General features: G+C 42.4%; 22 protein-coding genes. 18 read left to right on the forward strand and 4 right to left on the reverse strand.

Annotation, left to right across the window (positions count from 1 at the left end):
- Positions 1–41 precede the first annotated feature (41 nt).
- The 8 genes from CDO33_RS01265 to CDO33_RS01300 all read left to right on the forward strand — a co-directional run bounded on the left by CDO33_RS01265 (position 42) and on the right by CDO33_RS01300 (position 10,001).
- The gene (locus CDO33_RS01265; protein ID WP_161496525.1) at positions 42–821 is read left to right on the forward strand and encodes an ImmA/IrrE family metallo-endopeptidase; all 780 of its coding nucleotides are present in this window, start codon (positions 42–44) and stop codon (positions 819–821) included.
- Positions 787–1,545, forward strand: a complete 759-nt coding sequence (locus tag CDO33_RS01270) for a hypothetical protein (protein WP_133158693.1) — start codon at positions 787–789, stop codon at positions 1,543–1,545. Before CDO33_RS01265 ends, CDO33_RS01270 begins: the two co-directional genes overlap by 35 nt.
- Before the next feature lie 491 nt (positions 1,546–2,036).
- Positions 2,037–2,990: an ABC transporter permease gene (locus tag CDO33_RS01275; RefSeq protein ID WP_103081729.1), complete on the forward strand. Its 954-nt coding sequence runs from the start codon at positions 2,037–2,039 to the stop codon at positions 2,988–2,990.
- Positions 2,991–3,014: 24 nt separating this feature from the next.
- The gene (locus tag CDO33_RS01280) at positions 3,015–3,911 is read left to right on the forward strand and encodes a carbohydrate ABC transporter permease (protein WP_242973488.1); all 897 of its coding nucleotides are present in this window, start codon (positions 3,015–3,017) and stop codon (positions 3,909–3,911) included.
- A gap of 155 nt (positions 3,912–4,066) precedes the next feature.
- Positions 4,067–5,548, forward strand: a complete 1,482-nt coding sequence (locus tag CDO33_RS01285) for an ABC transporter substrate-binding protein (protein ID WP_103081731.1) — start codon at positions 4,067–4,069, stop codon at positions 5,546–5,548.
- A gap of 333 nt (positions 5,549–5,881) precedes the next feature.
- Complete coding sequence (locus tag CDO33_RS01290; protein WP_103081732.1) at positions 5,882–7,624, forward strand: sensor histidine kinase; 1,743 nt, start codon at positions 5,882–5,884, stop codon at positions 7,622–7,624.
- Between the two features lie 14 nt (positions 7,625–7,638).
- Positions 7,639–8,412, forward strand: a complete 774-nt coding sequence (locus CDO33_RS01295; protein ID WP_103081733.1) for a response regulator transcription factor — start codon at positions 7,639–7,641, stop codon at positions 8,410–8,412.
- Between the two features lie 74 nt (positions 8,413–8,486).
- Entirely contained in the window at positions 8,487–10,001 is a 1,515-nt protein-coding gene (locus CDO33_RS01300) for an ABC transporter substrate-binding protein (RefSeq protein ID WP_161496526.1), read from the forward strand.
- Positions 10,002–10,006: 5 nt separating this feature from the next.
- On the opposite strand, the gene CDO33_RS01305 is transcribed toward CDO33_RS01300, so the two are convergent.
- Positions 10,007–10,342: a helix-turn-helix domain-containing protein gene (locus CDO33_RS01305; protein WP_161496527.1), complete on the reverse strand. Its 336-nt coding sequence runs from the start codon at positions 10,340–10,342 to the stop codon at positions 10,007–10,009.
- Between the two features lie 166 nt (positions 10,343–10,508).
- Between CDO33_RS01305 and CDO33_RS01310 the strand changes: the two genes are divergently transcribed.
- Complete coding sequence (locus tag CDO33_RS01310) at positions 10,509–10,763, forward strand: hypothetical protein (protein ID WP_103081736.1); 255 nt, start codon at positions 10,509–10,511, stop codon at positions 10,761–10,763.
- Between the two features lie 147 nt (positions 10,764–10,910).
- On the opposite strand, the gene adhE is transcribed toward CDO33_RS01310, so the two are convergent.
- Positions 10,911–13,547 (reverse strand): bifunctional acetaldehyde-CoA/alcohol dehydrogenase, encoded by a 2,637-nt coding sequence (gene adhE, locus CDO33_RS01315; protein ID WP_103081737.1) that lies wholly within the window; start codon positions 13,545–13,547, stop codon positions 10,911–10,913.
- A 546-nt stretch (positions 13,548–14,093) separates the two neighbouring features.
- The gene (locus CDO33_RS01320; protein ID WP_103081738.1) at positions 14,094–14,864 is read right to left on the reverse strand and encodes a sugar phosphate isomerase/epimerase family protein; all 771 of its coding nucleotides are present in this window, start codon (positions 14,862–14,864) and stop codon (positions 14,094–14,096) included.
- Between the two features lie 231 nt (positions 14,865–15,095).
- Between CDO33_RS01320 and CDO33_RS01325 the strand changes: the two genes are divergently transcribed.
- The 4 genes from CDO33_RS01325 (at position 15,096) to CDO33_RS01340 (ending at position 19,999) form a co-directional block, all read left to right on the forward strand.
- A complete protein-coding gene (locus tag CDO33_RS01325; RefSeq protein ID WP_103081739.1) occupies positions 15,096–15,782 on the forward strand; it encodes a YveK family protein in 687 nt (228 codons plus the stop codon).
- Positions 15,769–16,599, forward strand: a complete 831-nt coding sequence (locus tag CDO33_RS01330; RefSeq protein WP_103081740.1) for a tyrosine-protein phosphatase — start codon at positions 15,769–15,771, stop codon at positions 16,597–16,599. The genes CDO33_RS01325 and CDO33_RS01330 overlap by 14 nt, the downstream gene beginning before the upstream one ends.
- A gap of 160 nt (positions 16,600–16,759) precedes the next feature.
- Positions 16,760–19,039 carry an S-layer homology domain-containing protein gene (locus tag CDO33_RS01335; protein WP_161496528.1) on the forward strand — a complete coding sequence of 760 codons (2,280 nt, stop codon included), beginning with the start codon at positions 16,760–16,762 and terminating at the stop codon, positions 19,037–19,039.
- A gap of 144 nt (positions 19,040–19,183) precedes the next feature.
- Entirely contained in the window at positions 19,184–19,999 is an 816-nt protein-coding gene (locus CDO33_RS01340) for a hypothetical protein (RefSeq protein WP_103081742.1), read from the forward strand.
- On the opposite strand, the gene CDO33_RS20655 is transcribed toward CDO33_RS01340, so the two are convergent.
- Positions 19,991–20,239: a hypothetical protein gene (locus CDO33_RS20655; protein WP_161496529.1), complete on the reverse strand. Its 249-nt coding sequence runs from the start codon at positions 20,237–20,239 to the stop codon at positions 19,991–19,993. The two genes, CDO33_RS01340 and CDO33_RS20655, sit on opposite strands and share 9 nt — an antisense overlap.
- Before the next feature lie 39 nt (positions 20,240–20,278).
- On the opposite strand from CDO33_RS20655, the gene CDO33_RS01345 reads away from it, so the two are divergent.
- From CDO33_RS01345 to galE, 5 genes are all read left to right on the forward strand, one after another.
- Complete coding sequence (locus CDO33_RS01345) at positions 20,279–20,947, forward strand: YveK family protein (RefSeq protein WP_161496530.1); 669 nt, start codon at positions 20,279–20,281, stop codon at positions 20,945–20,947.
- Between the two features lie 10 nt (positions 20,948–20,957).
- Positions 20,958–21,704 carry a CpsD/CapB family tyrosine-protein kinase gene (locus tag CDO33_RS01350; protein WP_161496531.1) on the forward strand — a complete coding sequence of 249 codons (747 nt, stop codon included), beginning with the start codon at positions 20,958–20,960 and terminating at the stop codon, positions 21,702–21,704.
- A 144-nt stretch (positions 21,705–21,848) separates the two neighbouring features.
- Positions 21,849–22,358: a VanZ family protein gene (locus CDO33_RS01355; protein ID WP_161496532.1), complete on the forward strand. Its 510-nt coding sequence runs from the start codon at positions 21,849–21,851 to the stop codon at positions 22,356–22,358.
- On the forward strand, positions 22,355–23,389 hold the full coding sequence (locus CDO33_RS01360) for an LCP family protein (protein ID WP_161496533.1): 1,035 nt from the start codon (positions 22,355–22,357) through the stop codon (positions 23,387–23,389). Before CDO33_RS01355 ends, CDO33_RS01360 begins: the two co-directional genes overlap by 4 nt.
- A 98-nt stretch (positions 23,390–23,487) precedes the next feature.
- The gene (galE, locus tag CDO33_RS01365) at positions 23,488–24,498 is read left to right on the forward strand and encodes a UDP-glucose 4-epimerase GalE (protein WP_103081747.1); all 1,011 of its coding nucleotides are present in this window, start codon (positions 23,488–23,490) and stop codon (positions 24,496–24,498) included.
- Positions 24,499–24,504 lie beyond the last annotated feature (6 nt).

Raw genomic sequence — 24,504 nt, forward strand, 5'->3', positions numbered from 1 at the left:
TGCCTTGTGATAATAATATGCCTTGTGATTGGGAGATTTATATGAAAACGACCTATGAATATATAATTGAATGCGTGAGTACATTCCGTAAAAAATTTGAATTAGGGGAACATGAACCCATCAATGATATTTTTAGCATTGTTGATGATAGTTTCTTAATTCTAAAGTTCCCAAATAAAATGGGTGTTTCAGGTGTATCAACAGAAAAAAAAGATAGAAATAAAACATATAAATGTATATACATTAATACCAATGAGCCGATAGGAAGACAAAACTTTACTTTTGCTCATGAGTTATATCATATATACTTTAAAAAAGCTACTAGTGCTCTTTGCCTAGAGGATGAGCGGGATAAAGATGAAGTTGAGAAAGAAGCAGAAATGTTTGCAAGCAATCTATTAATTCCACGGTATTGGCTATTGAAAAAGTTTAAGGATTATGGTTTGAAAAATAATAAAAAGATTGAAATGCATCATGTATTTTGGTTGCAAAGGGAATTTAATGTATCATTTCAAGCAATTATATATGCAATTGATGATTTGGGAAAGCATGAAATTTATGGTAAATTTTCGGAATACATACCTCAGATACCGGAGTACTTTAAGCAATATTACAATAGCAATTGGGACAAACTTGAAAAAGAAACCAAAAAGTTTTCGCCGGATCTTAATTTGAATTCTGTTATCCCTGTATATGAGTTTCCGGAAAGGTTTAAGAAGAATTTAATTAATAATTTCTTAAGGGGACTTGTTGAATTTGAAGTGGTAGAAGATATTTTCAACTTTTTTGAAAAAAGAGATGAACTGGAAAAATACTTATGAGGGTCAGAAAGAGAGGTTATACTTACATATGCCTTTAGAATCAAGTTTCCTAGACTATCCTATTTGTGATACGGATATTTGGATAGACCTTTCGAAAGTATCCAAAAATTATATAATCTTCAATGTTTATGAAAAGGCATTTCTTTCAGATGCCGTGGTTTTCGAGCTAAAGAATAAAAGCATTGATAATGAACAAGTCTTTAAATGTGCATTAGATGCTTATAAAGCAGAGAAAAATAAGGGCAATGTTTATAGATTGGATATTAATGACTCTAATATCTTTGACGAAAATGAAAAAAGAGTAGTAAAAAAATTATTTGTGGACAATGACATCGAATACGATGATTCTAAAAAGTGCTTTAAAAGAAAAAAACATTTAGGAGAAAAGGTTTCATTAATATATGCTGCGGTACTAAAATTAAAGGTACTACTATGCGATGAAAGAGAAAGCGGGATTGAAAGGCATAGAAGTGATATAAAGCTTTCTTTTGGTAATAAATTTCCTTACATTCAGATTGTGAGACTTAAAGAATTGCTTTTGCGTAGTGGACATACAGAGGAATCTGCATATCAAATAATAGATCAAGCAAAAAAACATCAGCAAGAGCTAGTTCAAGTAGATGCAGATGATGTGGATATTGAGGTTAACATGAAAAAGGGAGTCGTTACAATGAATAGTTTGAGTGCTTTGAAAAAAGGGCTTGAACTAAAAGGAAAAATGTAAGGTTCGACTAATACTACAGCGCTAACAAAAGTATGAACATTGGCAACAGAATATGGTAAAGTAATATTGAGGGTTCGGTAAAAGGCATTGCAGTGATTAATGTATATGATATTATATTGTCATAAAACAGTAACCGAATTCTCAATATTATGAAAGTGGTAGGTAGATGGAACTGAAGTTAATCCTTGAAACAATACCATTGTGTAGCTCTCTTTCCAGCATACTTCCTACCCTGAAATTACCTATCATTAGGACTTTTCTTCTTTTCGAACGCATTCACCTCACATGAATTTCAGCGCTTTCAGCTTATCTGGAACAGCATACATATATTCACAGCATATCACTCATGATATCATCCAATTTTTGGACCTATCCTTTTCATACTACTGTCGTTCTTTCAAAGACTTATCTCCTAAAATCAAAATTAGTATAATTGAAAAGTGTCAAAGATATAGAAAAGTCATTTCGATATCAGAAGAGAGGTTAGTCAATTGAGTCAAAAAGTTAAGTCTTTCAAGGCCCGCAAATGGACAAGGGATGATAGTGAGCTGGCGCTCTTGGGACTCCCGACATTTGTATGGTATGTGTTGTTTTGCTATTTGCCCATGTTCGGGTTAATTTTAGCCTTTAAAGATTACAAAATCAAAGCTGGTCAGGGCTTCTTGTATAGCTTGATTCACAGCGAGTGGAGCGGCTTTAAGAATTTTACCTATTTTATCAACTCCAACGCCTTCAGCATGGTTCTTCGCAATACAATATTATACAACCTGGTGTTTATTGTTTTGGGCATAGCTATACCGGTAACCCTGGCAATTCTCATCAGCTACATTTATAGCAAGACCCTGGCTAAGGTATACCAGACCACCATGTTTTTCCCACACTTTATGTCATGGGTTGTGGTAAGTTACTTTGCTTATGCCTTCTTAAGCCCGGACAAAGGCTTCCTTAATAGCATGATAAGCTATTTTGGCGGCGAAAGGGTCATGTGGTATATGGAATCAAAATACTGGCCTTTTATTCTTGTTTTTATGCAAGTTTGGAAAACCACAGGCTACAACATGGTAGTTTATTTGGCCAGCATAACGAGTATAGATACATCTCTCTATGAGGCTGCTACTATTGACGGAGCCAACCACTGGCAGCAGACGAGATATATAACTTTACCGTGTATGAAGCCTATCATGATCATGATGTTTATATTGAGCGTAGGTAGGATATTCTATTCCGATTTCGGGCTGTTTTATCAGATAACCCGGGGAGTGCCCAATGCCCTTTATAAGGTTGCCTCTACTTTTGATACGTATATATACAACAGCTTGCAATCCAATATGCCGATAGGAAAGACTGTTGCGGCTTCTTTCTTCCAGTCAGTTGCCTGCTGCATTACGATTTTGATAGCTAACTGGATTATTAGAAGGATTGATAAGGATAGTGCGATTATCTAACACTGCAGGGGAGCGATGAATGGAATGAGTAAACTTAATAGAATTAAACCTTTGACAAATTATATGTTTAATTTGTTGTTTGTGATATTGTCGCTGATCAGTATCCTGCCGGTGGTTCTGGTATTTATGGCGTCGATTTCTTCCGAAACTTCGATTGCGAAATATGGATATCAATTCTGGCCGGAGGAGTTCTCCTTTGTTGCCTATTCCTTCTTGTGGAATGAAAGGGCATCAATCTTTCAGGCATTATTTGTATCTGTTTGCGTAACAGTTGTGGGAACTGCTTTAGGGGTTTTATTGACGACGACAATGGGCTATGTCCTTTCGCGGCTTAACTTCCGTGGAAATGGATTTTATACATGGGTTGTATTTATACCTATGATATTTAACGGCGGAATGGCTGCCAATTATGTGGTGGTAAGCAAGTTTTTGCATTTGAACAATACTATTTGGGCTTTGATATTGCCGTTATGCGTTTCATCCTTTAATGTAATTGTTTGCAAGACCTTTTTCAGAACCACCATACCGGATTCCATTATAGAATCGGTAAAAATAGACGGAGGGGGCCAGCTGACGATATTCCTGAGAATAGTGATGCCAATTTCGAAACCGTTGATTGCAACTATTGCGTTGTTCCTTAGTTTCGGATATTGGAACGACTGGTTTCAGTCGTCCCTGTATATCAGCAATAAAGCCCTTTTGTCCTTGCAGGCAATGCTTAACAATATCCAGAAAAATATCGAATATATTGCCAATAATCCCAGCGCCGGAGTATCCTTGCAGCAATATAAGAACTCCATGCCTACTGAACCGGTGAGGATGGCTATTGCTATTGTGATTGTTGTACCTATTGCTTGTGTTTATCCGTTTTTCCAGAGATTTTTCATCAAAGGTCTGACCATCGGAGCTATAAAAGGATAAGAACTCGATATCAGGAACCGGGAAAGGCCGGCCCAGGTTCTTGTTATAGATGGCTTGCGTCTTGAGAAAACTACTATGGAAGGTAAAGGCGCAGACCGAAATCAGATTTTTATCAAAGTATATGCACTAATTGTGCAAAAATAAGGAGGAATTTTATGAAAGGGAAAAAACTAGCAGCCCTTCTTTTATCGATGTCATTGTTTGCATCGATAGTGGCAGGATGCGGAAATAGTGGAAAAGGGACCGACAACACTGGTACTGGCACAGGAACTGGAAACAATGCGACAACCACGACTGCTACTGATGAAGTGGCAACCATAAAATGGGTCACCGTAGGAAATGGAATGCCGGATAATTACGACGCATGGAAAAAGAATATCAATTCTTACCTCGGGGAAAAGATCGGCGTAAATATAGAAATGGAAGTAATTCCATGGGGTGACTGGGACAGCAGGAGGAGCGTACTGGTAAATACCGGCGGTGATTACGATATTTTGTTCACAAACTCGGGAACCTATACCAGCGATGTAAAGCTGGGAGCTTTCATGGATATTTCCGATTTGGTTAAGACTTCAGCATCTGACCTTTACAACTATATTCCCAGCGATTATTGGGATGCATCCAAAGTAGACGGAAAAATATATGCTGTTCCGACTTACAAAGACAGTTCAGCAACCCAGTATTTCGTATGGGATGAAAAGTTGGCAAAAGACAATGGCATAGAGGTTGAAAAGATTACCTCACTGAAGGACCTGGTAGAACCTATGAAGAAGTTGAAGGAAGCTACAGGAAGCGCTCCTTTCATCCTCAGCAGCTCCGGGCTGGAAGCTATTTTTGGTATGAGCTATGATTCAATGAGCTCCGGGCTTCCTGCAATTGGTGTAAAATATGACGATGAAACCCGTACTGTTGTGAATGTATTTGAGCAGAAGGATATCATGGATCAGTTGTCCGTATTGCACGAAATGTACAAAGCCGGCATAATTAATGCTGATGCGCCCACTCTGGCAGAAACACCGAGCTATAGGCCATTCTTTGTTGCACAGGGATGGAGCCTTGCTGCAAAGACCACTTGGGGTCCTAACATGGGCGTGGATGCAGTTGCCATCCAGTGGGGAGATACCATTGTATCCAATGAAACTGTTCAGGGATCTTTGAACTGTATTTCAGCAAACACCAAATATCCTGAGAAATGTCTCGAGTTCCTCCAGATGGTCAACCTGGACACTTATGTAAGAGATGCTTTCTACTATGGACTGGAAAATGACAACTTCAAATACACCGAAGATAAGAAGATAGAAAGATTGAATACCGACTGGTCAATGGCAGGTTACACCCAGGGAACATTCTTCACTGTAAGCCAGTTGGCAACCGATGAATTCAATCAGTGGGATGAAGTTAAGGAACTGAACGCAAAGGCAAAAGGTTCCGTGCTGCTGGGCTTTAGCTTCGATACATCTTCAGTAGCCGACGAACTTAGCAACTGCATCGAAATCTACAGACGTTATAAGAGCGAATTGCTGACCGGTATGGCCGAACCGGTTTCTACAGTGAAAGAGATGATAAAAGAGATGAATGATGCTGGTTTGCAGAAGATTATAGAAGAAGCTCAGAATCAGATAAACGCATCCTTTTAATCACGGGAGCTAGTATAGCTTCACAACGATTCATTGAGATATTAACTGTATAATTGCTTTAAATAGAATGGGCAAAAGTAAGATGGGAAAAATAATCCTGTCTTACTTTTGCGCGTTCAAAAAACATCAGCAAGCTGCGAAGGGAAGACCAGGGATCGCCAGTTTGATAAGGCAGAGCAATTATTGTATAATAGATAACGCATATTCATTTTACATAAAATGATTTATTATGTTATCGAAAATGTCGTACAATGAGCTATATTATTAGAGCGTTATCTGTTACTTTGACTGACAGCATCACATTGAATTTATAAAGATTGGTGGATATGTAAGATGTTTCAGTTTATGTCAATAAAAGCATATAAGAAAACTTTTCTTAGCTATATGCTCATACTGCTGCTGCTGTTTATTACCATCAGCAGCCTTTTGTACACTTATTTTCTGAACATCGCTTTTAATGCTTATACGGAGAAAGTATCCTTTGCAGCATATGATGTTAATCAATATATGGATAGGATAGTTTACAGGATAGACAATTTTTTGTCAAGACTATACTCGGACTCTGCCCTTTGGGACGATTTTTACCTTTTTTTCACTTGTTCTTCCCCCTCGGAATATACCGCAAAAAGAATAGAGCATTGGAGACCCGACTATTCCGTTTCTTTTTTGGATAGCGCCACTGCCTTTGTCAGAGAAAGCGGGTACAGCATAAGCAATATTATATATTACAGCTCTACCCATATTATAAATATGAAATATAGCCCCAACGGCCAGATTCGTTACATTATTACCGACACCGACCCACTGGAAGCGATGCCAGCCAGTGGCTGCTATGTTTATTCCAGAGAACTGAAGGATAAAAGAGCCTCCTATATCGGGAAGGTTTCCTTTCTCATAAATCCGCTGGATAAAAGCAAGGAATCGTTTCGGGACATTCCTTCCGCCCACTATATCCGTATAAATGATATGGTTTTAAACTTATCGGATCATCCTTATGGAGAATTGTTCAAAGAGAAAATCATATCTTCGGACTATACCGGAAAAAGGACTCAGGGGCATTTGCGCCTTTCAAATTTCCGTTCCGTTTATTATATTTTAAATACCTCTGAAAAATATGGTTTTACAATATTTTCCTTCATACCCAGAGCAGAAATAATGGAAGCGGCCAATTACCGCTTTACGGTGCAGGTGATACTCCTGCTGCTTTTATTGACTTTCTTCTTCGCCATTTATATTTTGGCTTCCCGGTTTTCCAATAACTATCGGTTGTTGTGCAAGATAATTGGGTTGATTAATGATGCCAAAAAGGGAAAGTTCACGCAAATCGATTCCTTTGCCAATGACGAACTGTCTTTGATCGTACAGCATCTGAATGAAATGTCGACCCAGCTTAATTCCTACATTCAAAAGGAGTATTTGCTTCAGATTGAGAACTTCAAGGCGGAAATGAAAGCCTTGGAATCCCAGATTAATCCTCATTTTCTTTACAACACTTTGGAGCGCATCCGCGCTTATGCCTTAGGCAGCGGCGTCAGCAATGTCGCAGATGCTGTGGGAAATCTTGGAAGGCTCTACCGCGTTATCGTAAAGAGCAACACTTTCTTATCCATAGATGAGGAATTGAAAATAGGTATAGATTATTTGGATTTGATGTGCTTTCTCTATGGTGACGACTTGATGTACCATGTAGATGTAAGTGAAAGCTGCCGCCAATTGAAGACGATAAAAATATGGATGCAGCCGATATTGGAAAATTTCTTCAAACATAATTTCACAGGCAAGGAAGAGTATAAGATTATCATTATTTCCGGCGAAGAAAGGGAGGATGGCTATTATTTTGACTTTTCCAGCAATATTGGCCATCTGGACAAGGAGAGCATTGAACATCTGAATTCTCTGTTTACTCCTTCAAAATTACTGCATGAAGCTGATGAAAAGAATTCGGAAGCAAGGAGCGGAATTGGCTTGAAAAATGTATATGCACGGCTTTATTACTATTACGAAGGCCGCGTGTCCATGTCCATCGGCAATAATGATCCCAGCGGAATCATTATCAGTGTGGTGATATACAAATAGCAAGGAGGATTCATATGTATAGATTGCTTATAGTCGATGACGAAAAAGAAATCTGTGAAGGCTTGAAATTGTTGATTCCTTGGAATGACTACGGTTTTACCAAAATAGCGACGGCTTATTCCTATGAGGAAGCCATACAAAAAGCAGTGGATTTTAAGCCGCATGTTTCTCTTATAGATGTCAGCATCGGTGACAGGATGGGTTATGAATTGGTCAGTGTACTGAAAGATCAGAATATAAATTCGGAATTTATCATGATCAGCGGTTACGACAATTTCCAATATGTCCGGCAGTCGCTGATTGTGGGAGCCGTAAACTACTTGTTAAAGCCTATAAACAAAGAAGAATTGATTGCGCAGATTCGCACCATTGTGGTGGAAAAGCTGGGAGGAAGCCTTGATGATTCTGTCAAAGAGCCGGTGGAGGAAGATCCAATTTTAAAGGTTCCTTATGACAAGCTTTCAAAGCTGACCAACAAGATTTTGCTCATAACCAAAAGTGACTATAAACAGCATTTGACCATGGAAAATATAGCGGCTCGTTTCCAGATGAACAGCAAGTATCTTGGACGCGTCTTTTTTAAAGATACAAATATGAAATATTCCGATTATCTTACGGCATATAGGATGTATAAAGCCAAGCACCTTATAGAGACGACGGATGAGAAGATAGCTACTATTGCCCATATGGTAGGATACACGCAGCCCAATAATTTTTATGTCCATTTTAAAGCCTTTTACAATGTTTCGCCTACAGATTTGCGGGCAGCAGACAAAACAGATGGGTAGCGTAAAGCAGATTAATGAAAAACTCTTTACGGAACTATCCCAACAAAATGTGCATTCAAAGGGAGGAATATGTGATGAAATCGGGAAGCTGCCGCTGCTTTTGCAAAATAAAGAAAATAATTCTTCCTGCGCTGATCAGCGCTTTTATAGTGATAGCAGCGTTTCCCTTGCTTCTGACCGGGTGTGATTTTTCAAGAAACAGCAATACCGGGACCAAAACTGACAATGTAACTCTTATATATTATACAATAGGACATCCGGATAAAGACCTGAAGCTGGTAAATGACCATTTAAACATCCTTCTGATGGAAAAGCTGGGATTTAAAATCGATTACCGCAAAATTGACTGGAATGATTACCATACAACCCTTTCATCCCTTCTCATGTCAGGGGGTGATTTTGACATCGCCTTTGCTGGGTCGGACGAGCATGGTGATTTTGTCGGAAATGCCAAAAAGGGGTACTGGCTTGATCTCGCTCCTTACCTGGATAATATAGGAAAAGATATGTATGAAGCCATACATAAAGATTTCTGGGAAGGTGTAACCATAGACAACCATGTTTTTGGAGTTCCGACCAACAAGGAGCTGGCTGTTCCCATGCATTTCATCTACAATAAGGAGCTGGTGGACAAGTACAATATTGATATTACCAAGTATCACGACTTTGCATCCCTGGAGCCTTTGCTTGCGCTTATCGCCGAAAAGGAACCGGATTATGTCCCCCTTGCATTGGATATGAGCCGAAAGAACATATTTGCTCCCAAATCTTATGAATATGTTGTTTCTCCGGCTGTTCCGCTGATGGTAAACTCTTATGATGAAACCCTGCAGGTGGTCAATATATATGAAACGGAACATGCCCGGGAATTATTATCAACCTTGCACAATTACTTTAAAAAAGGTTATATAAATGCCGATGCGCCCATCTGCTACTTCTCATCCCTGGATTTTATGGAAGTGAAGGCTTTCTGCTCCACGGCATCAGGGGGGCCGTATTCAGCCAATATGTGGAGCAGCTCTTGGGGGTATCCTGTCGTGTCGGAGCAGGTCAGCGATCCCATTATAAAGACTGAAGATGTTCAAAGCAGTGTCATGGTTGTCAATGCTGCCACCAGGCATCCGGAGGAATGTGTAAAATTCTTAAATCTTTTAAATACCGACCCAGAGACGCGAAACTTAATTAATTATGGAGTGAAGAACATCCATTATACCCTGACTCCCCATGATCAGGTGGAGGTCATCTCCGATGCTTACAATGCAGCTACCTACACCCAGGGCAACTGGTTTATTTTAAAAACGTTGGCCAGCGAGCCTCAGGATAAGTGGGAGCAGTTTAAGAAGTTTAATGATTCTGCTGTAAAATCGGAGTTGTTCGGATTTAAACCCGAGACCTCCGGCTATGAGAAGGAAATTTCCGATATTACCGCTCTGATGGACACATACGGCCCGGCGCTTTCTACCGGCAGTGTGGATCCTGAAGTGTATCTGCCGCGATTAAATGAGGATTTGAAAAAGGCCGGTATAGAAGAGCTTAAAGAAGAGCTGCAGCGCCAGATAAATGCCTGGCTGCAAAAAAAGAAGATGTAAATTTATCATCTTCTTTTGTCTTTTTCTTTCTTGGAAACGTATTTCTGTCTCATGAATTCCACATATTCCTCCACCTGCTTTATAGCTTCGTCCGGCAAATCGGAGACATCTATGCTGTAATAAACCTCTTTATTCTTTTTTTCGTTCCGGCCCAGCAGATAATCGGCTGAAACATCGTACAGGTCGGCCAAAATCTTCAGGGTTTCCGGATCGGGGTAGCTGATGGAGTTTTCATAATTGGAAATTGTTTTATTATTAATGCCCGTGAGCTTTGATACATCAACTTGTGTAAGTTCTTTCCTTTCACGGGCAAATCTCAAGCGGTCTCCCAATGTTCTCAAACGAATCCCTCCATAAACCAATTATATTTAATTGAAAGAGGCGGACTCGTTTTTTCCCAGAACATTAGAATTTATTATTGACATTTTCTCAAATTGGAAATATAATCATTAATGGTCGTTGTTTGGAAAATGATTGAATATTAGTGGTTATCAGGGAGGAGATTTCATGACATATGAAAGCCTGCTTGAAATGAAGGAAAAACTGGATAAGGCAGAGGGTATATACCGGCATATCACGAGTTTGAGGAAAATCCTTGAACGGCGCAGCAGCATAAAGCTGATAGGGATATGCGCATACTTTGATGATGAATTGGAAGATATGCTGTATACAGACCTCCCGGAGGAAGCCATAAACTACTTCATGGAAGAGATAGTCAAAAAGGAAATCGACAGGTTGAAAAAGGAATTTGCCACCCTTTAGCAAGGTGTGTTTTTGAACATACCGAGCCGGTATGGAGCCCGGCTCGATATTCTTCTTGCCTAATCTGATGGAATTCCGCCGCAACGGTATGTTGCGCGGATATTTCCTTCTCCTTTTCATAGCCTTTGGACAGCTGCAACGCAGTTGCTATTTTCCATAATAGCATTTTAGATATATCTCCTTTATCTCGCTCATCAAAGGATATCTTGGGTTGGTGCCGGTGCACTGGTCGTCAAAGGCATTTTCCACCATTTCGTCGAGGGTAGCCAGGAAATCCTCTTCCTTTATGCCGTATTCAGCGATGGTCTTCTTAATGCCTACGGCAGCCTTCAGGTCTTCTATCTTGGACAGGAATTTTTCAAATACTTCCCTGTCGTCTTTGCCGTCCACTCCGCAGAAGCGTGCGCATTCTGCATATCTTGCCAGGGCATTGGGGTATCCGTACTGCGGGAAGGTGCCCATTTTGGCCGGAGCTTCGGCAGCATTGTATTTCATAACCTCTGTCAAAAGCAGCGCATTGGCGACTCCATGGGGCAGGTGGTGGTATGCGCCCAGCTTATGAGCCATGGAATGGTTTAGCCCCAGGAAGGCATTGGCAAAAGCCATGCCGGCTATGCAGGATGCATCGGCCATCTTTTCCCTGGCCACCGGATCTTCAGCTCCGTATTCATATGCCCTGGGCAGGTATAGAAATACGTTCTTCATGGCTTTCAAAGCCAATCCGTCGGTGTAGTCGGTGGCCATGACGGAAACATAAGCTTCTATCGCATGAGTGAGCGTATCAATACCGGATGCGCTGGTCAGGCTCTTGGGCTGGTTCATCATGTTGTCCGCGTCTACAATCGCCATGTCCGGCATGAGCTCATAGTCAGCCAGAGGGTACTTGATACCGGTCCTGTCGTCGGTGATAACTGCAAAAGGCGTGCATTCGGAACCGGTGCCGGATGTTGTGGGGATTGCTACGAAATATGCCTTTTCGCCCATCTTGGGGAAAGAGTAAACCCTCTTGCGGATGTCCATGAATCTCATGGCCAGGTCCATGAAATCCACTTCCGGATGCTCATACATGACCCACATGATCTTGCCGGCATCCATTGCAGAACCGCCTCCTATGGCTATTATGCAGTCCGGTTCAAAAGACCTCATGGCTTTTGCGCCTTCAATGGCGGAGGAAAGAGTGGGGTCCGGCTGCACGTCATAGAAGGTGGTATGGGCAATGCCTAGTTCATCCAGCTTGTCGGTGACGCACCGGGTATAGCCATTTTTATAGAGGAAGGAATCCGTAACAATGAAAACCTTCTTTTTGTTCAAGACATATTTTAACTCATTGAGGGCAACCGGCAGGCAGCCTCTTTTGAAATAAACCTTTTCCGGGGCTCTGAACCAAAGCATATTCTCTCTCCTTTCGGCAACTGTCTTTATGTTGAGCAGGTGCTTTATGCCAACATTATCGGAGACGGAGTTGCCGCCCCATGTGCCGCAGCCAAGGGTGAGAGAAGGTGTCAGCATGAAATTGTACAGGTCCCCGATACCGCCCTGGGAGGATGGAGTATTGATGAGAATTCTGCAGGTTTTCATCCTCTGGGCGTGTTTTGCCATCTTTTCCGTCTCGCGGGTATTGATAAAGAGGGAAGAGGTATGCCCATAGCCACCGGCGGCTATAAGCTTTTCTGCTTTTTCCAGGGCTTCTTCGAAATTCTCAGCCTTATACATGGCCAGAACAGGCGATAGCTTTTCGTAGGCAAATTCTTCAGATAAGTCGGTGGATTCCACTTCGCCGATTAATATTTTTGTTGTCTCCGGTACATCTACTCCGGCTAGTTTTGCTATATTGTATGCGCTTTGTCCGACTATTCCTGGATTCAATTCTCCGTTTATGACGATGGTCTTTCGCACTTTGTCCAATTCATCCGGCTTTAAGAAATAGCATCCGCGGTAAATAAATTCCTTCCTGACCTCGTCGTAAACCTTCGCAAGTACGATTACGGACTGCTCCGATGCACATATCATGCCGTTGTCGAAGGTTTTGGAATGTATAATGGAGTTTACCGCCAGTTTGATATCAGCCGTGTCGTCTATGATAGCCGGTGTGTTGCCCGGTCCTACTCCTATGGCAGGCTTTCCTGATGAATAGGCTGCCTTGACCATACCAGGACCTCCGGTTGCCAGTATGAGGTCAGCTTCCCTCATAAGCTCTTTGGTGAGCTCCACCGACGGGTTGTCGATCCATCCTATTATGCCTTCAGGAGCGCCAGCCTTTACAGCGGCATCCAGCACAATTTTCGCTGCTGCGATGGTTGATTTTTTGGCTCTGGGATGCGGTGACACCATGATGGCATTTCTGGTCTTCAATGAAAGCAGTGTTTTGAAAATAGCGGTGGAAGTGGGATTGGTAGTGGGTATGACTGCTGCGATCAAACCTACGGGTTCTGCGATTTTCTTAATCCCAAAAGCCCTGTCCTCTTCTATTACACCGCATGTCCTGGCGTATTTGTAATTGTTGTAAATATATTCCGAAGCATAGTGGTTTTTGATAACCTTATCTTCAACCACTCCCATGCCGGTTTCCTCGACTGCCATCCTGGCCAAGGGGATTCTGGCCTGGTTGGCAGCGCGGGCAGCCGCCGAAAAGATTTCATCCACCTGCTCCTGGGTATAGGTTGCGAATACCTTCTGAGCCTTTCTCATCGCATCTAATTTTTCTTTCAAAGCTTCGATGCTTCCTGCAGTGTTTTCTAAAGTTTCCGATACATTAACTGCTTTTGCCTTTTCTTTTTTCTGCATATGGATACCTCCTTTTCACATTCCTCATATTCTTGGGCGATTATTGCTCATCTCAACCTGAAATTTTACAGGTTAGTATGATATATAGAATTTGGTTTGAATTCAGCGGATTGAAATGGATGATTGCAGCCTAAGGAAGATTTTTAGCATATACTGTGTTGGAGGAATTTGCAGCATCAATACATCCTCTGCCGGCTGAATTCATTCCCAACCAATCAAAACCTCAGCTGTCAATTTTAAAATATTGTTAATCTTTTAACAATTTAAATTATACAACATTGTTAAAAGATTGTCAATCATTGAAGCTCAACTTTTAAATTATTCCAAATTATCACAAATAAGTACAAAGCCAAATTCAATAAGTACATAGTAAAAATTCATGTTGCTAAGGATTTAGGGAGCAGATGGGAGAAAAAAGATGCGTTTTAATGAGCATTTATTTGGAAGGCTTAAGGATATCGGGATAAATAGATAAGCCGGTGAAGGGGCGCAGATAGCTCCTTCGCCGGCTGTTCCAAGGCTTGACTTGCCGGATTCCCGCAAGCTTCAATCAAGAAGTTCCTTCAGGACTTGTGCATCTTTGAGAAATTGTGCCGGATCATCCTTTTCCACAAATTCCAGCAGGGCGTAGCGTTTATCAGGAAGGCCCTTAAGGCATGACAGATAATTCTTCCATACCTCCCTACCATCTGCAAGGGGATGGCGGAGAGTATTGCCGTGATCGTCCAATGTCCAGTGAAATACGTGAATATTTGAAAGGAGCGGCAGAACAGACTCCAGTTCTTTTTTGTTTTCCTCGGGACTCAAAGCAGTCCGGGGCTGCCAATAGCTTCGGATATTCTTATGGTGAATTCTGTCGTATAAGGCAAGAGCGGATTCGAGGGTGTCTGTCAAAGTACCTCCGTGATACTCGAAGGATATGTTTATTCCCGCGGGTTCAGCCAGTTCTGCTATTTTCTTCGAACACCATGCCACCCTTTCCCTGTATTTGTCATCAGCGTCCGAAGAAGCTTTTGTGCCGGCCCACACCCGGATTACAGGGGCTTCCAGCTTTACAGCCGTTTCCAGTACCTGTCGGAAAAGGTCAAAGTTGTCGTCTTCGCAGCCTACTCTGTAATAAGAACCGTATGAAGTGACGGACAAACCGGAATCGATGGTCATTTTATGCACTTCCTCCGCGGTCTTTATATCCCCGTGGGGCACATGGATATCCCCTCCCCATTCAATTCCATGAAGTCCGGCTTTCCGGGTAAGATCCACGATTTCCCGGGGCTTTAGCTGCCGGAAGGTAACGGAAACAAGTCCTGGACATATCATAAAAACACCTCTTCTCTTTGTTTATTAGCTTTTACTTTCCTTCAATAATGTAAAAGGCTAATTTTGCATATAAATTTTTTTCTTTGATTATATAAAAATCAAGGTGTAGTAATCAACATAATTTCACTTCGACAGTTGGGCAAATTTGCAAAAATTGCTGCAGTCTCTTGAATAATATTCCATACAATGTTATAATACTTTCTGTTGTATTTTGTAAACAAAGGAAGATTGATGCCAGAAATGGATGCACTGGAACTGAAAGACTTATTACTCATTATCAAAAAAAGGCTATGGCTTATAGTTGTAATAACTCTAGCCACATCAGCCTTGTCTGCGATATTAAGCTTTTTTCTTATGAATCCTGTATATCAATCGGACACTTCGCTTTATATAGGCAGAAGTATGGATAACCAAAGCTCCATCGGATATAATGACCTGATGCTGAACACCCAATTGGTCAATGACTATCGTGAGCTGGTAAAAAGCAGGATGGTCACCAGCATTGTGTTGGAAAAGCTGAGTTTGAAGGATATGACGCTGGAACAGCTGTCGGAAAAGCTGAATGTGGAGTCCAAACAAAATACAAGGCTTATTGTGATTTCCGCCCAGGATGAAGATCCGGTACTGGCCAGGGATATAGCCAATACGGTAGCCGAAATTTTTATGGAAAAAGTGGCGGACATCATGATGGTGGAAAATATACAGATTATCGATACGGCTGAGCTGCCGGAAGCTCCTGTCAAGCCCAATAAGCTTATGAATATTGCCATAGCAACCCTGCTGGGCTTTATGCTGAGCACAGGAGTGGTTTTTCTTGTAGAGTATATGGATGATACCATCAAGACTCCCGATGATGTTCAAAAATACTTGGGCCTTTCAGTTGTAGGCACAATACCGGTGTTCGATGAAGAAAAATAAAAAATATGGTGAACCCATGATGAGTATAGATTTGCATTCCCACATCCTCCCGGGCATAGACGACGGAGCCCGGGATATGGAAACATCTCTAGAAATGCTAAAGATAGCCGAAAGGGACGGCATCAGGCATATCGTTGCCACCCCGCACTTTATAAAAGGAGAAGTGGAAAATCCTGCCCAGGTGGTATTGGAAAAATGTGAACAACTCAAGCAAGAGATAAATAGAGAGAATATAAAGGTGGATATATATCCCGGAAGCGAAGTGTATATGACCCCGGAAATACCGGAACTGCTTAAGGAAGGGCGCATTTGCACTTTGAACGGTTCCTCCTATGTGCTGGTGGAGCTGCCCATGACGGCCATACCCATATATGCCGCCGAAGTGTTCTATCGGATTAAGCTGAATGGCTTTGAACCTATACTGGCACATCCCGAAAGGAACAGGGAGATTGCCGGCAATCCTAATATTCTGTTTAATTTCATTCAATCCGGTGTGTTGGCTCAGATTAATGCAGCAAGCCTGATGGGCTTTTATGGGAGCGAAGTAAAGAATGCGGCCTGGACTTTATTAAAGCACGGCATGGTGCATTTTGCTGCTTCCGATTCTCACACATGCAGGGGAAGAGCTCCGAGGCTTAGCATGCCCAGAAGCCTGGTGGCGGAAAAGATGGGCGAGGATACGGCCCAAAGGTTGTTTGAATTGAATGGGTTTGCGGTTTTGAACAATGAAAGGATTGACTTTCAGGAGCCCAGCATGGTAAAAAAAAGAAAGAGCTTTAGCATACCAATTCTCAGTAAACTTTTCAGAAAGAAATAAAAATCCCTCAACAAGTACATATATAATTCTCTCTCATATGTAAAAATTTTATAAAAATTATAAGAATATAGGCTTGTCCTATTTACATATGACTGCCTTTCAAATATACTAATATATGTCAGTTATCATAATTTTTGCATTTGAGAGGGGGATGCTCGCTATGAGAAGGTTTCTAGCGACAGTATTAATTGCAGCAGTGCTGATAGTTCAGCTGACTGCAGGTGTGGCATATGCAGGAAGTTCAGACGTCAGGACTGCGGTAGAGCAGCTGAACAGGCTGGATAACAACAGCAAAGGAATGCTGCTTGGGATGTTATGGGATTTTGCTGTTGCCGAGATAGGCAAGGGCAGTGAAGTAACGGTTGATGATATATATGAAGCAATTAAGAGTGCATTAACCAACATTCAAAATCCATCGGACAACCAAAAAAACATGTGGGAGACAATAATTGCGGAAACCGGGAATACCAGCAATGACGGCAAGATTGCCGGAGAGTCTCTGAAATTGATTATAGGCAAAATCCTCAACAATAAGCAGATTATTATCGACTATTATAATACATTTAAGCAATTTGTGGACAAGGGCTTTGTTAAGGAATTCCTGGGCCTGCCTGCCAATGCCACCGACGGACAGGTTTATGAAAAGCTTCTCCCTTACCTTGAGGAAGTAGTGACATTGAATGATGAAGGCAAATTTGTAAGATACGGAGATGTAAAAGCAAAAATAGCGGCAAAGATCGGGGTAAGGCAGGAGCTGCTGGACCTGTTTTTAGGCATAGATGTGAATGGAGAGATGGACAAATACATAGCCCGCATGAACAATTACATCGGGAACGGACCAAATCAGATCAGCACGGAAGATGCCATCTATATGCTTGAGCTGTATAATCTCTTTGCTCCAAGGACTACACCGACTCCCGGCGGAGGTGGCGGAGGCATAGTTGTTCCCCCGGAAGACACTGAGGATGATATGGACGACATCAATAAAATAGCTGATGAGCTGGATGAGATAAGCTCCGGGGATGAAGATCCGGAAGATAAGATAAGCAGTGCTGCCAAACTGATAAAGTCGGCTGTGGAAAAGATTGACGCAGTGGAAGATGTGGAGAAAGCCCTGGAGATCGCTGAAAATATAATTCTCAAAACAAAGGATATCTTTAAAGAGGCAGAAAGCAAAGGCATTTTGGCCGACGAATTAAGCAGGGAACTGAAAGCCATCGCAGACAAGGTTATCAGCAAGGTGGGCAAAACAACTGTAAAAGTGGTTGCCTCCGACGGTTTGGTAAAAGCTGTTTTGTCCTCGGAAGAAGCGGACAAGCAGGTTCAATTAATGGAGGACATCGTAAAGACGGCCGCTGCTCTGAACAAGGCGCTTGCTGAAAGCAAGGCGGATGTAAAAGTGGATGCAGTATTAAGGATTGAGCTGGACTGCGATGATGCTTACGATGCTTCAGCAGTTGAACTGCCCGGCTCCATATTCAAGGCTGCTGTCGAAAAGAAGCTGGATAAGATAGCTATCGATACAGGTATAGCTGTAATATCCATTGCACCTCATGATATGTTCGCAGAGGGTGAAGTGAGGCTTGAAGCTGCAAAAGTGGACAAGGATACTTTGCCGGAGGATATAAAGGCTTTGGTGGGCAACAATGCTGTATATGATTTTAACCTTACGGTAGATGGAAAGGCATTGGACAAGTTTGCCGAGCCGGTAGAGATATCCATACCTTATACCCTCAAGGCTGGGGAAAATCCTGAGAAACTGACCGTATTCTATATTAATGATAAGAACGAGCTGGAGAACGTCATCGGTGTCTATGACGAGGATACCAAGACGGTGAAATTCACCGTAAGGCATTTCAGCAAGTATGTAATTAAGGTAAACGCCGTAACTTTCAGCGACCTTAATACCGTGAAGTGGGCTAAGGACGGAATAGAAGCCATGGCCGCCAAAGGCATCATCAAGGGCGTCGGCGGTGGTAAGTTCGATCCCTCCAGCAATGTCACAAGAGCCCAGTTTGCAGCAATGATAGCCAGGGCGCTTAACCTGGTGGACGATGCGGCCGAAAGCAGCTTTACCGATGTGGATGAGAGCTACCTTTTCTACAAGGAAATATCCGCCGCATATAATGCAGGCATAGTCAAGGGAACGCCCGATGGAAGCTTCCTGCCCAACGCCTACATCACAAGGCAGGACGCAGCCGTCATGATTGCCAATGCCCTTGTATATATAAAAGGCAAGTCATTCCCTGAGGATGCAGACGCATATATAGGCAAGTATGTCGACCAGGCAAGGATATCCAAGTACGCCAGGGATGCTGCAGCCCTGTGCAGCAAGTATTCGATAATTATAGGCAGCGACAAGGGGGAATACGATCCTAAGGGACATACCACAAGAGCTGCTGCGGCGCTGATGATATACAGGCTGTTCAATGTAAAATAGATCAACATTGCTTAGTGAATACCATCTGCTTCCGCGGAGGCAGATGGTATTTGCATATATGGCGTATTGTCGTGGACGGCTGCAGGCTAACAAGCCGTAAAGGAAAAATGCCGGAAGGCAATACCGGAAAAGGTGGGAAAACATTTGAAAGCAATCAGGATTACATTGATTATATTAGCGGTTATTTCTTTAGTGGTTGGCTGTGGGCTTTATATAGTCAACAAGGCTTTTGATGCCCTTTTTATGGCGCAGATGGAAAAAATGCTGGAGGAAGACTGGATATACCTGTCGGAAGCAGGGCAGGAGATGGGCAGCATGGTGCAAAGCGATAGCCTTATTTCGGATGTTGAGAATGATGAGGACAGCATGGTGCAAAGAGGCAACCTCCCTGGTTTTTCAGGGGATGAAAGCCGGGTATACAATGGGAAAGAAGGAGGTTTGAGCTCTGATGCGGCTTTAGGGGTAGAAACCCAGTTGTCGGGAAATGAAACCGGTTATGCTTTCGGCAAAACAGGCGGTGAGGTATCCGGTAAGACGGCAAACTATGCTTCTGGTGGCATGAACGCTGGACAATACGGACATGCAATCCAAAATTCGTTTGAAACGTCGGAAGATAAGCCCACTGCTTCATCCGGAAGAGCATCTGCCGATGCGAAAAGGACAAAAGGTGATAAAGATATGCATGGATCCGGAGGCGGACGGGAGCCGGGCGTAATCACTCTGGAAAAAATTAATCTGGTAAAAGACCAGGTGTCTTTGGGGGATAAGGCAAAAGCAATAGCCATAGTGCTTTCAAGGCTGACTCCCGGTGATATAAACCGTCTTAAGAACATGATAAAAGGCGGAGTAACTTTGGAGGAACTAAATGAAGCCAAGCAAATTTTAAAATCCAGAGTGACAGAAGAAGAAAAGGAAATGCTGAAAGAGATATACATAAAATACGTCGCCTTGTTAGGGTAAATACTGCGCATTCATACATTTCCTGGGGATATTTCCATAAAAATATTTCGCAAAAATCAACACATCAGACCAAAAAATGCGGGTAAAGTATTGATGCTTGGCCGTTTGCAGGGAATTGCCTGTAGAATTTCTTTTAAAAATGGCGCAAAATGTAGCAATAAAAGGTTTTACAATGCTTGTCCCAAGCTGTATAATACTGGTGTAAGCATTGGCTTGCAAGTAATAGCCAGTTTTAATCATTTTTTCATGCTGTTGAATTTTCAGAAAGAGAGGATGCGGATGGAATTAAAACAATACTTCGAGATTTTGCTTGAAAGGCTGTGGATTCTTATATTGCTACCTCTGGTTGCCGCTGCAGCCGCCGCAGGCATCAGCTTTTTTTTACTGGAACCGGTCTATGAATCCAATACCACCCTTTATGTCATAAACAGACAGATGGATGCCAATACCCAACTGGCTTACAATGACATGCTGATCGGGCAATATCTCGTAAAGGACTACAGGGAGTTAATAAAAAGCAGGGTTATAACATCTGCGGTAATAGAAAACCTTAAGCTGGATGGCATTACTCCAGCCCAACTGGCTGATAAAATCAGCGTGAATTTGAAGAATGATACGAGAATTTTAGAGATAAGGGTGAGGGACCAAAATCCCGAAAGGGCCAGAGACATTGCCGATGAAATGACGAAAGTCTTTGCGGTTAAGGTTCAGGACCTCATGAAAGTGGAGAATGTCAGCATAGTTGACAAGGCCAGCCTGCCAACTGCACCGGTGGAACCAAGACCTCTTTATAACATCGCAATTGCGATGTTTGCCGGATTATTTGCGGCTGTCGGCATAATATTCCTGCTGGAATATCTGGATGATTCCATAAATACTGTCGAAGATGTTGAAAAATATCTTGACCTCACAGTTCTGGGTACAATACCTGCTATAGATGCAAAATAGGGGGGCTTTTATGACCAAAATCATTAATGTTAAAGATAAATTGGGCAACCCGGCGGAAGAAGCCTATAGGGTGCTGAGAACCAATATACAGTTTTGCAATTTTGACAGCAAGATCAAAACTCTGGCGATTACAAGCTGCAATCCGGGGGAAGGAAAGACCACCACTGCTATAAACCTATCGATATCGATGGCCATGTCGGGGATGAAAATCCTTCTCATCGATGCGGACCTGAGGAAACCGGCACTGGTAAAGCGCCTGGGAGGCACCAATGCGGTAGGACTGACCAATCTGATATCGGGTCAGGCGTCCCTGCAGGATGCTATAAACTACACTGATGTGGACGGATTCTGCTACATTACATGCGGGCCCACCCCGCCAAACCCGGCAGAATTGCTGTCATCCGAAAGGTTTGACGAGATAATCAACGAGGCGAAGAAACACTTTGACATGGTCATTATCGACACACCACCGCTGGGAAGCGTTATTGACTGTGCTATCATATCCTCCAGAACGGACGGGACGCTTATTGTGATAAAATCAAAGGCTGTGGACTACAGGAGCGCCATGAGGGTAAAGGAGCAATTGGAAAAGGTCAATGCCCGGATAATCGGTGTTGTGCTGAACAAACTGGACAGGAAGGAATACAGATATTACTATAGCCCGTATGAATACTATGGAAATGGAAGCGCTGAGAATACGGGCAAGGGATGGTTCCGGAAGCATAGAAAGCAAAAGGCGCAAAAACAAGAGGCATAAAGATTATTATTGATTAATCAAACTTCAATCAAATCTGAAAATCACATCAACCTCCTCTTCATATTCATTTCACAGTGAATATTATTAATATGAAAAAGGAAAACTTCATATTAATAACAATAAATAAGGAAAGATGGAATGAATATGAAACTGGTGGTTATATCTGTTGCAAAAAGAAAAAAGGTTTTTCCGGTAAGGTTGTTAAGCTGGGTGCTGGTTGCTGCGTATCTTACTTTTATGTTTGTACTGTCGCACCAGGATGGAATCACTTCCAACAGCCTGTCTGAAAGCATTGCCAACGCTTTAAAACCATATATGCCAGTTCCCGCGGCTTTAGGTGGCAGCATGTACACCACGGATTTTAACGGTTTGATAAGGGAATTTGCTCATTTTTTGGAATTTTTCATACTGGCCATCCTGATTCATATTGCTTTATATTCCTGCAGAGTCAGAGAAGGTAGGAATGCCGTTCTTACACTTTCTATCTGCCTTCTGTGCGCCGCTATTGATGAAATTCATCAGAGCTTTGTGCCGGGCAGGTCCCCTGTGGCAATAGATTTAATTATTGATGCTGCAGGTGGAATTTTTGGACTTATCTTTGTATATCTTATCAGTATAATAAAAGAGAAGATCAGGATAGGAGTTGTAAAGTGAAAAGAGGATTAAAAGCGGGAATCATTGCGACTGTTGTGGTTATCGCTTTTTCGATACCTTCATATTTCGCTTATGATTTTTTCAGCAATGTAAAGGACTATAAGAGGACTTTGGTTGTACGGCCCAGGGAAGGAACGACCGGCTCACAAAAAGTCGATGTACAGGCTTTCGCGAGCCTGCCTGAAGGGGAGAAGCCGGCAAAAGAGCCGGTATCTGATTCGGATGCCGGTCGGAATGAAGCACCTGGGACGTCTTCCAATGTGAGCACAGCTGGAAATGTCATAAATATTTTGTTTTTGGGTTTGGACAGGACGGAGGAAAGGGATAGGATTTTGGGCATTTACAGAAGCGATACGATTGCTGTGGCCCGGATACACATAGATGCAAAGACTGTGGATGTCCTGAGCATCCCAAGGGATACATATACATATCTTCCTGTGACGGGAAAAATGGATAAGATAAATCATGCATATGCCTTTGGAAGCTTGGAAGGCAGGGGAACCGAAAGCGCTATTGAAGCAGTGGAGCTTTTTATTAATGATGAGATAGACTATTTTTTCACTATAGATATGGAGCCTGTGCCTGAAATCATAGACTCGATCGGAGGTATCGAGCTGGATGTGGAAAGCGGCATCGGTAATCTGACCAGTGGGAAACAGGTCTTGAACGGCCGGCAGGCTCTTGGCTATGTTCAATGGAGGTATTCCAGCGATGGCGACATAGGTCGCATAAGAAGGCAGCAGAAATTTGCAGCAGCTTTGTTTGACAAGCTTAAGAGGCTGGACCAGCTGCTGAATATGGCAAGAATCGCGTTGAGTTATAAAGAAAATGTCACCACCAATATGACACTAAAGCAGATAACTTCCCTGGCGATGTTTGCCGGAGAACTCTCCAGGGATTCGATAGAATTCCATGTCATACCAGGGGAAGGGGTAATGCTAAATAATATATGGTACTGGATTCCGGACGAGGAAAAAACCGCCCAAATGCTTAATGAAATTTTTTTAAAGGAAAGAGTTGACAATTTTTAATTTTATATTTAGAGTTAACATATGATATACTCATTGTAAATTACACAAGCTTGTTATATTGGTCATGTTTAAATACAGGTTCAGAAGGAGGAAAGCTAATGGCAATTTTGGTTACAGGCGGCGCCGGCTATATAGGAAGCCACACCGTAGTAGAATTGCTTCAGAATGGCTATGAAGTTGTCGTGGTGGATAACCTTTCCAACAGTAAGCCTGAAGCTCTGAAGCGTGTTAAGGAAATAACGGGCAAGGATTTCAAATTCTATAAAGTTGATTTGCTGGACAGGGATGGCCTGGAGCAGGTATTCAAGGAGAACAAACTGGAAGCCGTAATTCATTTTGCAGGTTTAAAGGCGGTAGGCGAGTCGGTTTCCATTCCTTTGAAATATTACTATAATAACATCACCGGCACTTTGATTTTATGTGAACTTATGCAAAAGTACGGTGTGAAGAAGATTGTGTTCAGTTCATCGGCCACAGTTTATGGCATGAAAAACAAATCACCCCTTACAGAGGATATGCCCCTCAGCACCACCAACCCATATGGCAGCACAAAACTTATGATTGAGCAAATATTGAGGGATGTATATGTTTCTGATAACAGCTGGAGCATAGCACTGCTCAGATATTTCAATCCTATAGGAGCCCATGAAAGCGGGCGTATAGGTGAGGACCCCAACGGCATTCCCAACAATCTGATGCCTTATATTACGCAGGTTGCTGTCGGCAAGAGGGAAAAGCTGAGCATTTTCGGAAATGATTATGATACCCATGACGGCACTGGCGTCAGGGATTATATCCACGTGGTGGATCTGGCCAAAGGCCATTTGAAAGCGCTGGAGAAAGTGATGAAAACAGAAGGCGTTGAAGCTTACAACTTGGGTACGGGAGTAGGATACAGCGTTCTGGATGTGGTGAAGAATTTTGAAAAGGCTACAGGGCAGCATATTCCTTATGTGATAGTCGGACGCAGGCCCGGTGATGTTGCTGAGTGCTATGCCGATCCTTCCAAAGCAGAGAGGGAGCTTGGTTGGAAAGCAGAAAAGACTTTGGAGGATATGTGCAGGGACTCATGGAACTGGCAGAAGAACAATCCGGCAGGCTACGAATAAAAAGAA

The sequence above is a fragment of the Clostridium thermosuccinogenes genome, from assembly GCF_002896855.1.
Lineage (GTDB): Bacteria > Bacillota > Clostridia > Acetivibrionales > DSM-5807 > Pseudoclostridium > Pseudoclostridium thermosuccinogenes.